We start from the raw sequence: 14,224 nt of genomic DNA on the forward strand, positions 1-14,224 counted from the left end.
AGTGGTGCATTAAGATTGCTGCATCTGTTGCTGGAATGTAATGACGATAAATTCAGCCGGACGGGTAAGCGCGACTTTCACGGTGATCAGCATTTTACCTTCCAGGATGTCCTGTGGCGTCATCGTAGTACCAATACCTACCTGCACATCATAGGCTACGTCTGGTGTGGCGCCGGCGAGTGCTCCCTGTTTCCAGAGATTTTGTAGGAAGTTGTTGATCATACTTTTTACGGTAATCCAGGTAGTGGCATCGTTGGGTTCAAATACATAAGCGCGTGTAGCCAGTTTAATAGATTGCTCAATCATGATGAGCGTGCGTCTTACGTTGATGTATTGCCAGTCCAAACTGTTACCATCCAGTGTTCTGGCGCCCCATACCAATGTACCAATGCCGGCAAATGGGCGGATTACGTTGATGGACTTGCCAGCAATGATATCGATGTTCAGGTTTTGTTGTTCTTCACTGGAGATATTGACCGTGGGGGCAGTTACCATGCTAACCGATACGTTGGCAGGGGCTTTCCAAACACCGCGTGAGTTATCTACAAGGGTGTAAATGCCTGCAATAGCGCCACTGGGGGGCAGCTCATTTAGTTGCGCACGCACTTCTTCCAGGATGCTCACATAGGTGGGGCTGGCAGCTTTGAGCGACTGGTGATAATTCTTCTTGGTGTTCTTATCCGGTGTGGCATGTGTTTTAAACTTGGCTGTGATTTGTGCCGCTGCAGGTTCAGGTAACAGCTTCTCCAGGTCTACGGTAGCGTCAAGATTTTCGAAATCTATTTCATCGGGTTGTACGATGGTGGTCTTCAGCCAGGGATGATAAGCCGCGCCGTAGTTGAGGGCGTTTACGCCCACCTGTTCCCGGAATGTGTTTACCACATCTTCCAGTACATCCGATGGTTGTTGCTTTGCCAGGTCGAAGATGCCGAAGCGGCTTTGCATGTCGGAACAATGCTGTAGTACCTGTGTATATACGGTTGTATAGGCTGCCGCACCTAATGCAATAATGTCGGGCATTACAATAAGGGTGGGTTCCGATTCCTTTTCGAGCAGTTTGAATACATTCGGCTTGGTGTCGGAGCCAATGAAGTCATCTGCCGCAATGGTAAAGCCATCGTGTTGTGTGTCGTAGGTACCTACCGATAAGATGTAGCAAAGGCTTCCACCATTGCCGAAAAACAGGCGGATACTGTTGTAGAAGTAGGCAGTATTATTGTCCTTGATCTTTACCACCGTAGGTTTTCCGTTGATGTTAAACGTTTCCTGCTTCACCTTGGGGTCGGCATCCGCCAGTGTGAATTTAGGTTTGAACTCAGCGCCGAAAAACGACAGGTATTCTGCGAAGGAGGTGATCCGGGTGGGCTTGTGTACAAGGGATTTGCCATTCCTTTCTGCTTTTTGGGTGTAGCCTATGAATACAGGCACGGCAGTTTCCACAGCAGTAATGGAACTGGGGAATGCATTTTTTTCCTCAATATAGACCCCCGGGGTCATGAAGGTTGAAGCCATATCAGGTGTTTTTTAGTTAGTATAAAAATATTTCTGAGTATACTTTATCGCCTGTCTGCCACGATCGTCCTGCTGCGGATATCCGGTTGATTTCCGGTACAGGGAGAGGGGAGATGATGATGTTATGCCTGTCGGTTTGATCTTCGGATTTGTTGGCTAATCTGAATTGGTTAGTAATCCTATCTGATAAATAAATGGGTTGATTGGATACCAGCACGGGTACCTGCTCCTTTTCAGGAAGTGTGGATAATACCGGCTTGCTGAAACAGGAGGCGCCGTTATTGTCGATGATTACGGGATTAGCCAGTGCTGCCAGGTGGTCGCTCATCAGGAAATAGCACCAGTACGTACTTTTAGCGGGGAACCGGATATCATAAGACGCCTGTAAAGATTCGTTGAGCTGTAATACCAGTTGCCCGAAAGGCTTTGTAAAAAAGGCGGATCCGTTTTGCAGGTCTTTTACGCCTGCATAGGAATCTTTATGTAAGACGGCAGGCGCATTGCCTGGATCGTTGCCGAAAACGAAGTATTGTTTGGTGATGTCGCCAGCATTGATGGCCGTATAGTTATAAAATAAAGGATCTTTTAATACCAGGTCGAAGATAAGCGTGATGTTATCTTGTAGGAGATCGGTTCTGTTTCGTTTTCCGGCAGTCAGGGTATTATATAGCAGCGTGCATCCTGCTGGCTGTTGCTTCAATACAAGATCTGCATCCAGCAATTGTTTGCTGGTGGAAGGAGATATACGGATGCTAATGCCTTCATAGGATAACGCCCGGAAAAAATCATGACAGTAACGGATAGCAGTCAATGTTTCATATCGCTGTTTCATTTTAAATTTTCAACTGGCCAAGGATAATATTTATCGTGCCGGTAGGGTATCTCCGGCTGTTCCTGCAACTGCAGGCCTGTATTCTTTAATGATCGAATCGTCGAAAGTAAGCATACGGACTTTGTACAATACTGATGGCATGTACTTAGTGCCCAGCGTGGCCCACATGTTATTTTGCCGCTCTGGCCCCAGGCTCTCCAATTCGAAAGACAACTTGCTGATACCATTGTCCAATGCAGGTGTATTCTGTGCTGTAAACGTATTTTTCGACTGAAAGAAAGCAATTGTATAGGAAAGAAACCTTAATGCCTGCGCATAGTTGTTACTACTGAAGTAGGCAGAGAATAATACATACAAATTGATACAAACCCCTGGTGATGCGGTATTGTACGTACCTGCACCGGTGTGGGAAACGGATGTTCTTGCTGTTTCTTTTTCAACATTCACCAATGTTACCAGCATTTTATTTTCGCCAGATGCAGCAATAGATCCATCCTGGTTTACAATGCCAGAGAGTATCATTTTATCTTCGTTGATATGTAATTTTCGCTTCAGATTATTGTTAATGTCTTCTGTGACACAGCTAAGGGCCTCATAGATCATTTCCTTTAGTATTTAACGCTTACCGTGTGATATATATCTGTTGTGAAAAAAATCGGACTAAAAGACGCTCGTTATTTTGAGAATGAATTGAGTTTTCATATTGTTATCACAATATAAAGTCAAAAAAGCGATTTAAATATTTTTATTTGAAAAAATATTTTTCTACCTTTTATTACCTTAAGTTTCCTCATGAATCCCTCTCAGAAAATGGCCACGCGGATAGTTGTTTTCCTTATCCTATTTCATTGCAATCACTTTGTGTTTAGCAATGGTAGTGCTATGTGTGCTGCTGCGGTCGTTAATTTCCAGGAGCCTAAGTTGAAAATGCCAAAGCCTCCAAAGCCGCCACAGGAGCCAAAATTACCGAAACCTCCAAAAGTACCCGCAGATACCGCTGCCAACTTAAAACTGATTCAGCGGGTGTTGAAATTTTTCCGTTTCCGACATAATGCTCTCGCGCGCGAGCGCGCACGCGTTTTATATATCATCAATCAAACCTTGTCGGATTCGTTGGTGGTTAGTAAGGATGACATACGGAAATTGAATGCTGCATTAATGAAGAAAGAGAATCAGCAATTTGATTCTCTGATGGCATTGCTTAACCAGATTGCACTAAGTCATGCAGCCGATACTGCTGCCGCGTCAAAAAAAACAACCACGGAAAAAGTGCCTGTCCAGGAACCGGATAAATCTGTTCAGGGTACCGATCTCGATGCATTGGTGGATAAGATGATGCCCATCCTTCAGAAAAAAAGTGAGGAGCAGCAAGCGGAAGAGGCCAAAGCGGCGCATCTCAAAGCAGTTCGCTCGTTGTATGGCCGACCGCCGGGGCAAATGGATACTTTAAAGCTTAATGACAGCATTGGCGCCAGGTACCAGCTGCGGCTCTCGCATAAAATTGATATAATGGGCATTCAGCCTTACTGGATGGAGAAAGGCTACACCAGCTATAATTATAACGCGTTGGGTACTTTCAGCTTCCTGGGCTACGTTTTCAATGGCCAGAGTGGCGTAATACAGCCCGCCTTCCAGGAAAGTGATATACAATCAATAGCTACCGCAAAATCTGCCGGATGTAGTCTCCAGTTACTTTTCCTGGAGAAGAAAAGCGATAATATACTCGCGTTGCTGAAGAGTAGAAGCGCGCAGACGGTTTTTGCGGATAGTCTTGCCCGTTTGCTCGCGCGTCAACAGGCAGACGGTGTTACTATTTATTTCCAGGGTTTGCCGGATCATCAGCGTACTGTCTTTAGCAGCTTCATTACTTTCCTTTCTGAAACGCTGAAAAATGCGAATAAGAACTTTAAAGTAGACGTGGTGGTACCTGTGTACGATCAGTTTTATAACTACGATCTGCGCGCCCTGCGCACGTCGGTCGATTACTTCATCATCGATTTTACACAAGCCGGTGGAGAAACCGCTATGGCGCTTGCACCGCTGGGTGGCAGTGTTGCAAGGTCTATAGAAGGGGCGGTTTCCAGGTATTTACAGGGGGATATTCCGCCCGCGCAACTTTCCTTGTTGCTTCCTTACTACGGCGCGGTATGGAAGAAGGGAAAGAAAGGCAGCCCGGATACATTCAGTCATTACGTGAGTTACAGCGATCTCCGTAAACAGTATCCGTCTGATACTGTTCCCATCTTCGATGAAACGAGTGCCTCTTTTTTTATCGAAGTAAGAGATCAGTATGGCGATGTAAAGGAGGAGATCTGGTTTGATGATGGCATCAGTATGGGCATGAAATACGATTATGTTTTGAAGAATGGTATTGGCGGCGTAGCGCTCTGGACGCTGGGCGCCGACAATGGCCGTTCAGAACTGTGGGATGCCCTGGTAGATAAATTTGTAGTAACAGATACGCTCTTCCTGGATACTATTCCGCTACGCCCACTCCCTCCGCTGCATCTTACATGGTGGCAGCGGATTAAGCGGGAGCTGGCGATCTATGTTGTTTTATTCAAAGATCCCTGCAGCGTGGATATATCGCAATATGAAGGAGATACTTATTTTATTTATTTCGCTATTGGTTTTGGTTTGCTCCTGATCATTGCCAGTGCAGCCTATTTTTATTTTATAAAGACGCAGGGAGATGAATGGAAATGGAGAAAGAAATTACTGATCGTCTTGATCGTGCTGGTACTACTAACCGTGGTCAGCACCTTCATGGCTTTTTTCCTGAATAAAGAGATGTCTTTTGTAGGCATTAGCAGTATACCCGGGCAATGTCATAGTGTACCGCTTACGAGTGTATTGATTATACTGGGTATTGGGTTGGTGCTGGGTCTGGCCATTATGCATTTCCTGTTGCAACCTCTTTTTAAGAACGATGATATTCCTTAATTAATACTGCTTCTTATGGCTGAAAATTTGGGGAAGATACAGCATCAGGCGCCCGCCGGTAAGGCGGTCGCCAACAACATTGCATCAGGCGGTGTGAGCATCCCGGCCGCTAATGGGTTGCCGGCACAGTTAAAAGCGGGTGTAGAATCATTATCCGGTATATCGCTGGATGATGTATCGGTGCATTATAATTCCGATAAGCCTGCGCAAATGAAGGCATTTGCTTATACACAGGGCACCGATATCCATGTGGCACCTGGTCAGGAAAAGCACTTGCCGCACGAGGCCTGGCATGTGGTGCAACAAAAGCAAGGCAGAGTACAGGCCACCCGCCAAATGAAAAGCATCGCTATCAACGATGATGCAATGCTGGAGCACGAAGCGGATGTAATGGGGGCCAGGGCGTTGCAAACAATCCCGGGTGCGGCTCCACTGCAGCGTATGTCCATTTCCGGTAGTGTTGCTCAATTTGCCAGGAGAACGGGGCTGTTTGGCATAGAAGCAGAAGTGGTGGATGGTTTTTTTGTAATTGGGGCAATGAAGGGGACTGAGGGTCAAAACCTGATTGAGAGCGAGGATATCACGCTGGAGGAATTTAGTTTGGGTGAGATAGATGGGAAAATAGATGTGACGCTCGACAATGAAGTCAAAGCTGATAATGATAAATATGCTTACCGGAAATACGTGATTGAGTTTGTGCAGAAGGCAGTAGATCCCCTGGCCGGCGACCCGGGCGAGTTTTTCAAAGTATCCGACGCCTGGAAGAAAGCAGGTGATTTCTGGCGGGCAGCTGTAGGTAACAACAGGGACCTGTTACATGGCCTGGTATCACCCGATTGGTATACCCTGAACCCAACCTGGAAAGGCGGTCAGTTTGACGCCGGTGATCAGGCGCCGCATCCAGGTGTAAGAAGCACCGGAGAGGGCAATGACAAGGAATTTGAGTTTGACTGGCGCCATCATTCGTTTAATAGTTATATCTCGGTGAATAAGGAAGATCCGGCGGTATCTGCCCAGGCAACTGCCGGAAGCTCACTGGGGTCGCTCATAGAAGCATTTCATGTTACTCACCAGATCCTCGGAAAAGGCGAGGCTCCGAATGAGGACTTCTGGACGGGCGATATACTTGCTCCGCAACGCAGGAACGAAGTGTTGAGACCAGCCACGACAGCCTTGACGGGCTTACTGTTTATTTTGAAGGAATATGTGACGGCAACGGGAAGTGCTACAAAACGTTATGCGAAAGAATACCTTCCTTTTATGAGCAGAACCTCTCTCGATATGGCATTCCGTCAGCTCAGCGCCAATGCAAAAGAGGCTTTCATCGTAATGGTAGAAGAGTATTTGTCCGCCAAACCAGGAAACCAGCTTACCACGAGCTTTGGTAAAGCTCCTACCGACAGGGTATTTACTCCGGATACCAGCAAAGAGGAACAGGCACACAGCATCACTATTGAGCAAATGCTGCTCAGTATTATCAACAAAAAGAAAGGCGATCTGGGCGCATTGGTAGAAGGAGATAACGCCGCAGGAGGGGACGTATTTTCCCACAATAACCTGGCAGGTATCAGCGAAATTAATCCCCAGGCGCCAGAAGCCATTGAGAAGTTTAAGCTGAATGCGGCCAACGAAATGATGCGCGGGGAAGCGGGAGTCATTTTTGAAAGCAGGTCGGCAAAAAGATTATTGCTGTCGGAAATGCCAAAGATATATATCGACCTGCTTACATCCCTGCAGCGGATGGATATCGTTTTTGACGATGTAAAAAAGCAGATAGCAGCAGAGCAGGCGCCCCGGCAACAACCGCGGCAACAGCAGACTGCTAACAGGGATGATAAACCATGCCTGTTGATGTAAAATCGTTTTGTATTTAATAGTTAGCTGATGAAAGAAACCGTTACGCCTGATCATCTGGCCAATTCCCGTGCTGTGGCCAACCAACCCGCTACTAAGGGGGTGGCCATACCGGATGTTACCTCGCGGCCGCAAGCGCAAGAAGAAGCTTCGCCAGTAGCCGAAGAAGCGCTTGTTGCAACACCGGTAGAAGTGCCGGTAATACTGGACATGAATGACGATGAGGTGGATGAAGCACATACCTTGTTCATTGACCTCGATGATGGCATTTTGTGGCTGCATTCAGATAAGCAGACGCTGGAACTATTTTTACAGCGAAAGCGTAAAAAGTCTGTAGTACAAAGTTCAGCTATCCTCCTAAATTTGCTGAAGGACATCGAAGATGCGGCAAAGCTGGTGCATATTGGGAGATACGGCACTGTACAGTCCACCAACCGGGTTAATTCCAAAGGAATATTAAAAACATCCCAGCGGGTAGCCCCTACGGTGATGCAACGGCAAACAGCAGTGACACAACTACAGTTGATCGGCGGGTTACTGCAAAAGCTAAACATTGCGTCTGCCGTGGTGATGAAAAAACAACGCCCGCCTTCCCACAAAGTACAGGTAGATACCAAAAGTATAGACGGCGATCCTTTTTGTGCTAAGGTAATCATGGCACCGCTTAGCCTTCTGCCAAGAGATGACGGAGTAGTGGGATCCCCTCCGGGCGCTGCTTCCAATTTATTTACAAAGCTCACAAAGCGCATAAATTATAAGCGGGGACATATGTTGAATGAACACCTGCATGGGCCAGGTACAGGCAATAACCTGGTACCTATCTCCACTGCATTCAACAGTGTGATGAAAACAGGTGTGGAGAAGACGGCTAAAGAAGCAGTGAATGCCAATAATAAAGTAATCAGGTTTGAGGCTGAACCACTGGACTGGGGTCTTTATCCTGGATTTTATAACCATACGTTCCCCGATGAGCAAAAGCTGCCCAACAAGTTCCGTTTCCTGGTAAGGCAAATGACGCGCATTCCAGGGACGGATGGCAGCGATATCACTCACTGGCAGGATGGTCCTGTTCTTTACAGCAAAACAGAAACACATACCGTTCCCTCCGCCGCTGATGTGGTACAAGGAACAGTAGCGCCGGTTGTACAAACATTTAAGCCCGGGTACTATCGCTCTCATGATGGTAAGTTAGAACAGGCGGCCAACTTAAATTATCACCTTGTCGGTACGTATACCGTTAATAACCCCTCGTTCTTGTATTTTTTTGAAGCTTTCGGACTGGACCCGGCAACGCTGACCAGTGAAAATCTGCCCCTCAACGTAACTACCGAATTCCAGTTGCCGTCGGGCCTTTCATTGATACCAATTCCGAAAGGAACGATAGAAATTATCATTAATGGGAAGGTACATAAAGTAGACACACCCGAAGGGGAATCTTTTGTGATAGCAGATGCCAGCACGCGGGGTAATAACCTGGCTATTTATGCAAAATTGGTGAACAATGCAAAGCTGGCGCAGCAGCAGGAAGAGCAGCTTGCACTGAAGAAGAAGCAACAGGAGCAACAGCAGCGGATCAAAAGTAGCGCCGAAGAGGCCAAAAGCTGGAAAGTAAGCCAGAATACCCACCGTATTTTAAAGCTTGAAATGGCGTTCAACGAGAAAGCAGAGCAATACCAGCATTTGTTTACAAGTGATATATTCCTGGAACGCTTCAAGGTTCTAAAGGGCGATATTCTTTCAAATGCAAAAGCACTCTGGGAAAGGGATGAGCAATTGTATACAGGGAGCCTTGAGTTTCAACTGAGCGTTGTTGTAAATGAATTACAACGAAAGAAAGAACAATTGGTACTTGAACAGTCCAAGGAAGCAATCAAGGCGAGAGCAGCCCGGGACAGAGAAGAACTTGTCAGTGGTCTTTTGGAAGACTTAACTCAAAATATAAACGAAGAACGAAGCGCTTTGACAGACCGTTGGCAAGTAGAGGAATTCGACAGGGAGGCTGATAGAATCTTCAATTTCTACAAACAATACTGGGAAAATCCGAGGAACAGGTTTAATAAAAGTCAACGCCCGGAGTTGCTGGGCTCTGCACTGAGGAAAATACAAGAGTTGCGGGACCGTGCAAAAAAAGTACTCCCTTCAACAACCCCACAGGTAAAAATACCAGCGCAGCAAACGGAACTCGTTAAACGCAAATTTGAGCCGTTACCAGAAAAGAAAACAGACCAGCAGGAAAATAAGACCGAAGAGGACTCCGGCGAAGGAAAAGAAAGTGAGCGGAAGAAACTAAAAAGCGGTCCTGGCGCCTTTACACCTAATACAAATACTTCCGGCGTTTTCAACCCTGGTCAATTCCATCCGCCCGCTTTCCAGTCAGAGGCGCCACGGCCAATCAGCATCAGAGAAGCAACTGAAACAGCCAATACGGTATCAGGTTTGATCGTCAATTTGCAACAACAATTTGATGGAGACCCTCATACCCAGGGACAGCTGGCGCTGTTGCACGTGTCCATACAACGATTTGTGAGTCGGCCTGGAAATACCGAGTGGGGAGTAGTATTCGCGCTGTTAAATGAACTCAAGGTGTTAGCTCAACTCAGCGAGCTGCTGAAGAAGCCGATTTGGTTATGGAACAGTATAAGGCTGCGCTAAATCGGGAAGCATCCACATCCCATGATACTGATGATTACTACAATAGTCTGCTAACCTGTAAAAATAAATGAGGCTGTATCAACATGATACAGCCCCACTACTCATCATTATAAAAGGTGAAATACTATTCCGCTACAATGATCTTTCCACTCATGATCTGCTTGTGCGTACTCGTTTTATTACTGTAAATACTATAGATATATATACCTGCTGGCAGGTCGCCGGTTTGAATAGTACCGCTGTTGTTAAACAGTTCCCGCTTCAGCATTTTTCCATTCACATCGTACAACTGCATCATGATAGCGCCTGTGCTGCTGTTCCGGACATTGATGGTTTCTCCTCTGCGCACTAAAGTAGGATATACTTTGACGTTGCCGACAGCCAAGGTACTCTGTTTGCTCAGCATTGGACTGGTATCCGGGCAACCGGTAAAGGAGAGTTCCGCTACTGAAGTCCAGGGATTGCCGTTTACTTCCGAGGTGGCAGTGAGCTTCACGTATTTCGCTTTTACCGTAGGACTGAAAACAACATCCTGTGCCGCCGTGCTGTTCACAAAGTTGCCCGTGGCTACCTGAGTCCAGTTAATGCTGTCCGCACTCACTTCCACTTTATAGGCATTAATACGGCCATTTACCGCTGCCTGACGTGGTACGTAGGTAAGCTTGCTCAGGTTGTAGGAGCCGCCCAGGTAGATGGATATATAATGCGGCATGGGCGCCGTGCTGTTATACCATTGCGTATGCCAGAAGGTATTTATATCGCCATCAATGGCATTGGTGGCGGGTGCATTTTCCCCAACGGTTTCCTGGCTGTCGAACGTCGATATTCTTAATTGTGTGCGCGGTATCGGCGTATTGCAAGCGGAGGTTGCAGGCGGCGTACCCGGAATACCTACGCCAAAGCCACCGAGGCCCGTGTTAAATGTAGCGGAAACATAATAGATGGTAGCGCCTTTTTTACCGCTGGAATCACGGCCTGTTTCAACGGAACCGGCGCCATCCGGGTAAGGATTGGAAGGCGTTACGTTGCTGATGTTGCTGGGCACTTTCACCATCTTTATGGTGTCCCATGATTGTGCGGTAGCAGCTGCCCAACCTTGTTTTTCTGTTTGGTTGTAATAAAGTGTTACGCTCACTTTACCGGATGGATTGTTATTGGCAGGCGTTATTTTCACGGTTTTGGAAGCCAGGTAATGTGCGGCTGTGCTGTCCCAGAATGGAACGGCGCTGCTGCCGGCCCTGTCTATTTTCACCGTCGTACATCCGTAATCGAAGCTGCTAAGGTTCTGTATTTTGGCAATAATTGCTCCGCTGGTATCTGAGAAGTACACGGTGGCATTAGGTCCAAGATACTGGGTGGTGCTGCGGTTTAGCACGCTGGCTACCGGCGTAACGGAAGGTTTGGTATTGATGATCAGGTTAGGCCTGGTAGATCCGTAACCCGGTGTATTAAAGCTGCAGCCGGCGCCACTGGTCTGGCGTTGGAAGGCAGTAGGATTAGCCCCGCTAACAGATATGGAGGCTACGAGATTATCGCCCTGGTCATTGCCATCGGTATTATTGTAGCAGGATTGGATGAGCAGGTTGGAATAACCATCCCAATAGAATGGTTGTGAGAAAGGTACCTGCACCCAGCCGGTGTCTGTTACGCTGATGGTGCCGGAGTATACACTGGTGAGCGGACTGTTGTCGAATACGGTATTGGTGAAGGCTGTCTGTGGCGTTAGCCCTATTGCGACGTTGAAGTTCTGGAACGTGCTGGTAGTGGTGACGGTCCGGGAGCTAACATGGTAGGATATCGCATTGATATATCCTTTTTGTATGCCTGCAGCCCGTAGTTCACTGGCGGGATAGATGGTTTGTGCCTTCTTATCCGATTGGGTGCCATTGAATGGACTGGAAGCGCTTCCTCCGGTGGTACCATTGCCATAGGTCAGGTTCACGAGGGCGGTATCTCCCACGGGCGATGCATCCGGATAGGTGATATCCACACGGGCAGTTTGTGCAGATGGATTGGCCATCGCATTGGTAGTGCCATTAACACTGAAGGTAAGCAGGGCATATTTACTGGAGGGATCTGTTTTACTGCCATATACCCTTATCGTGACCGTTCGCGGCGCTGTTTGTCCCGAAGCGAAAATTACTGTATCGCTGGGCGTAGTGAAGTTGCCGTTGGTGGTTACGTCAAAATCAATTCCCCTTTTGGCAGAGGAGGTGGAGCCTACTACCAGCTGTACATTCGCATTGCCGGTGGGCGCAGGGCTGATGGTGAGGTTCACAGGGTAATCTGTATATGGCCTACACCCCGATATGCTGGTACCTGCAGCTGTGGTGCCAATAGACGTAGATGCGAAGGAAATTAATGGCGTGATGGCATTGTTTAGTTTGGTGCCAAAAACACCCCTTCCATAAAAGCTCACTCTTAATTCGCTACTATCGGCGTTCCCGTTATTATAAACGAAAAGATCTGTAATATCTGCTGCCGTAGGAAGTCCTATGGAGTAGAGTCCCCAGTCGCTCATGGTTTTGTTGCGATAATATACGCCGCGTGCAGTAGCCAGGTACACGGTTTCGTTTGTGGCGTAGCGGTCTTCCAGCAGGCGGATTACATTTACGGATGGGAGGGTGCCACTGATATCGGTATAGGTATTGCCCTTATCGCCGGAGCGGTATACACGGCTGCCGCAGGCCAGGTATACTACGTTGGTATCGCTGGAGATGGTGGTAACGCTGGCGGATACGTTGGTAGCAGCCGGTGCGGCCACGCTGGTAAAGGTAGGCGTAGCAGCGGTAGCGTTGCGGGAGCTGTATACCTTTTGATTGGTAGTTACATAGAATACTACATTGGCGTTGACATTACTGATCTGCAACGCATTAATTTTCTCCGCTGCATTGGCTACATTAGTCCATGTTGGAGTGGCGGCGGTAATATTGGCGCTGCGCCATAAACCGGTATCTGCGGCAAAAGCGATATTTACATTTTGCGGGGTGAATTCCAGCTGCATATTATTGGTACCGGTGAAGGGCAGGTTGTAGGAGGCATCACTGCCGGTAACGGACCTTCTTTTCCCGTTGTAATAATACACCTGGCTATTATTGTTGTAGTCGAAGTTGGAGCGTGCGCCCCAGTCGCCGCCCCTGTTGGTAAACCAGGGATTGGTAGAATATTTATAATATAGCTCGCCATTGTCCTGGGTACCAATGCTGATCATATCTCTCCTGATGGGACTATTGGAGGCATGGTACACCTCTGTGGATGAAAGCCCGTTGCTTTTTGGCGTCCAGGTGGTACCGCCGTCGGTGCAGAGCCATACGCCGCCATCGTTGTAGTTAAATAGCCGGCTGTTGTTATAGGGGTCTACTTTAATACCATGCATATCAGTGTGGATCACAGAAGCCCAGTTGGGTTCCATTTGTGTCCAGGTGCTGCCGCCATTGGTACTTTTCCATATGAGGTGACCCACTACATATACGGTATTGGCATTGGTGGGATCGCCGCACATGGACCAGTTGTAGTTGCCCTGACCGGTGGTTGTGCTGGAATAGCCGTTGAGGTTGGGAGAAACGTCGCCCTTCACCTGGGTGAAAGAGGCGCCGCCATTGGTTGATTGGTAGATAACGCCTCCCGCGGAACCGCTATTGGAGCCTACCATGCCCACATATACGCGGTTAGAATCGGCACGGGTAACGCCCAGCCGGGTGCCCTTGGCGCCATTTGCCGGCAGCGTGAGGGTGGTGGCCGTCCAGGTATCTCCCATATTATTGGAAGTATAAAAACTACCATCCATGGTAACCGCAAACAGGGTAGTGGTGTTGGTAACGGCTTTGAATACCATGTCGGTAAACTGGCCACCGACCAATTGCTGCGACCAGGAAATACCGCCATCGGTGGTTTTCCAGATACCATCATTGGTAGCAGCTACAAGCACATTGTGGTCCGTAGGCGACATCAGCAGTTCCACGGCCATACGGGTGCCGATGCTGCTGTTAGCCGGCAACCACGACTGTCCGCCGTCTGTGGTTTTGTAAACACCCAGGGAGGAGCCGTAATAGTTGGGATCTCCGGTGCCCAGGTAAATGATCTGATCATTGGTATTATCGATACACACGGAAGCGCAGGTGGCTTTCGGCAGGTCATCCGTACCGAGCAATTGCCAGGTATTGGCGGTGTCAGTACTTTTCCACAATCCCCATACACTGGTGGCATAAAGCGTACCGGAAGTAGTGGGATGGAATTTCATTTGTGTAACGCGGCCGATACCATTGATCTGACCGGAAGAATTGACCGGGAAGAGCACCGGCCCTATATTCCGCCAGCTGCCATAGTTCTGGGCAAGTGCTGCTGATGATAGCAACAGGCAGGCGGGTAAAAGTAATAACAGGTATTTACGTATATGCATTTTAGTTATTTCTGGTTGATGGGGAAATTATT

7 protein-coding genes are annotated in these 14,224 nt (G+C 47.9%); 3 read left to right on the plus strand and 4 right to left on the minus strand.

Features of this window, described 5'->3' with window-relative positions:
- Window positions 1–9: 9 nt before the first annotated feature.
- Genes HGH90_RS14355 through HGH90_RS14365 form a run of 3 tightly spaced genes read right to left on the minus strand, consistent with a single transcriptional unit; the run spans window position 10 to window position 2,947 of the window.
- Window positions 10–1,512 (minus strand): phage tail sheath family protein, encoded by a 1,503-nt coding sequence (locus tag HGH90_RS14355; RefSeq protein WP_168762088.1) that lies wholly within the window; start codon window positions 1,510–1,512, stop codon window positions 10–12.
- A gap of 16 nt (window positions 1,513–1,528) precedes the next feature.
- Window positions 1,529–2,344 (minus strand): hypothetical protein, encoded by an 816-nt coding sequence (locus tag HGH90_RS14360; protein WP_168762089.1) that lies wholly within the window; start codon window positions 2,342–2,344, stop codon window positions 1,529–1,531.
- Window positions 2,345–2,374: 30 nt separating this feature from the next.
- The gene (locus tag HGH90_RS14365) at window positions 2,375–2,947 is read right to left on the minus strand and encodes a DUF4255 domain-containing protein (RefSeq protein ID WP_168762090.1); all 573 of its coding nucleotides are present in this window, start codon (window positions 2,945–2,947) and stop codon (window positions 2,375–2,377) included.
- Between the two features lie 555 nt (window positions 2,948–3,502).
- Here HGH90_RS14365 and HGH90_RS14370 point away from each other — a divergent pair.
- Genes HGH90_RS14370 through HGH90_RS14380 form a run of 3 tightly spaced genes read left to right on the plus strand, consistent with a single transcriptional unit; the run spans window position 3,503 to window position 9,793 of the window.
- Window positions 3,503–5,287, plus strand: coding sequence for a glycosyl hydrolase family 18 protein (locus tag HGH90_RS14370; protein ID WP_168762091.1), 1,785 nt, complete (start codon window positions 3,503–3,505; stop codon window positions 5,285–5,287).
- A gap of 15 nt (window positions 5,288–5,302) precedes the next feature.
- Window positions 5,303–7,144 carry a DUF4157 domain-containing protein gene (locus HGH90_RS14375; protein WP_168762092.1) on the plus strand — a complete coding sequence of 614 codons (1,842 nt, stop codon included), beginning with the start codon at window positions 5,303–5,305 and terminating at the stop codon, window positions 7,142–7,144.
- A 27-nt stretch (window positions 7,145–7,171) separates the two neighbouring features.
- Window positions 7,172–9,793: a hypothetical protein gene (locus tag HGH90_RS14380; RefSeq protein WP_168762093.1), complete on the plus strand. Its 2,622-nt coding sequence runs from the start codon at window positions 7,172–7,174 to the stop codon at window positions 9,791–9,793.
- 124 nt (window positions 9,794–9,917) lie between these two features.
- On the opposite strand, the gene HGH90_RS14385 is transcribed toward HGH90_RS14380, so the two are convergent.
- A complete protein-coding gene (locus HGH90_RS14385; protein WP_168762094.1) occupies window positions 9,918–14,192 on the minus strand; it encodes a discoidin domain-containing protein in 4,275 nt (1,424 codons plus the stop codon).
- Window positions 14,193–14,224 lie beyond the last annotated feature (32 nt).

Source organism: Chitinophaga sp. Ak27 (assembly GCF_012726295.1).
GTDB lineage: Bacteria > Bacteroidota > Bacteroidia > Chitinophagales > Chitinophagaceae > Chitinophaga.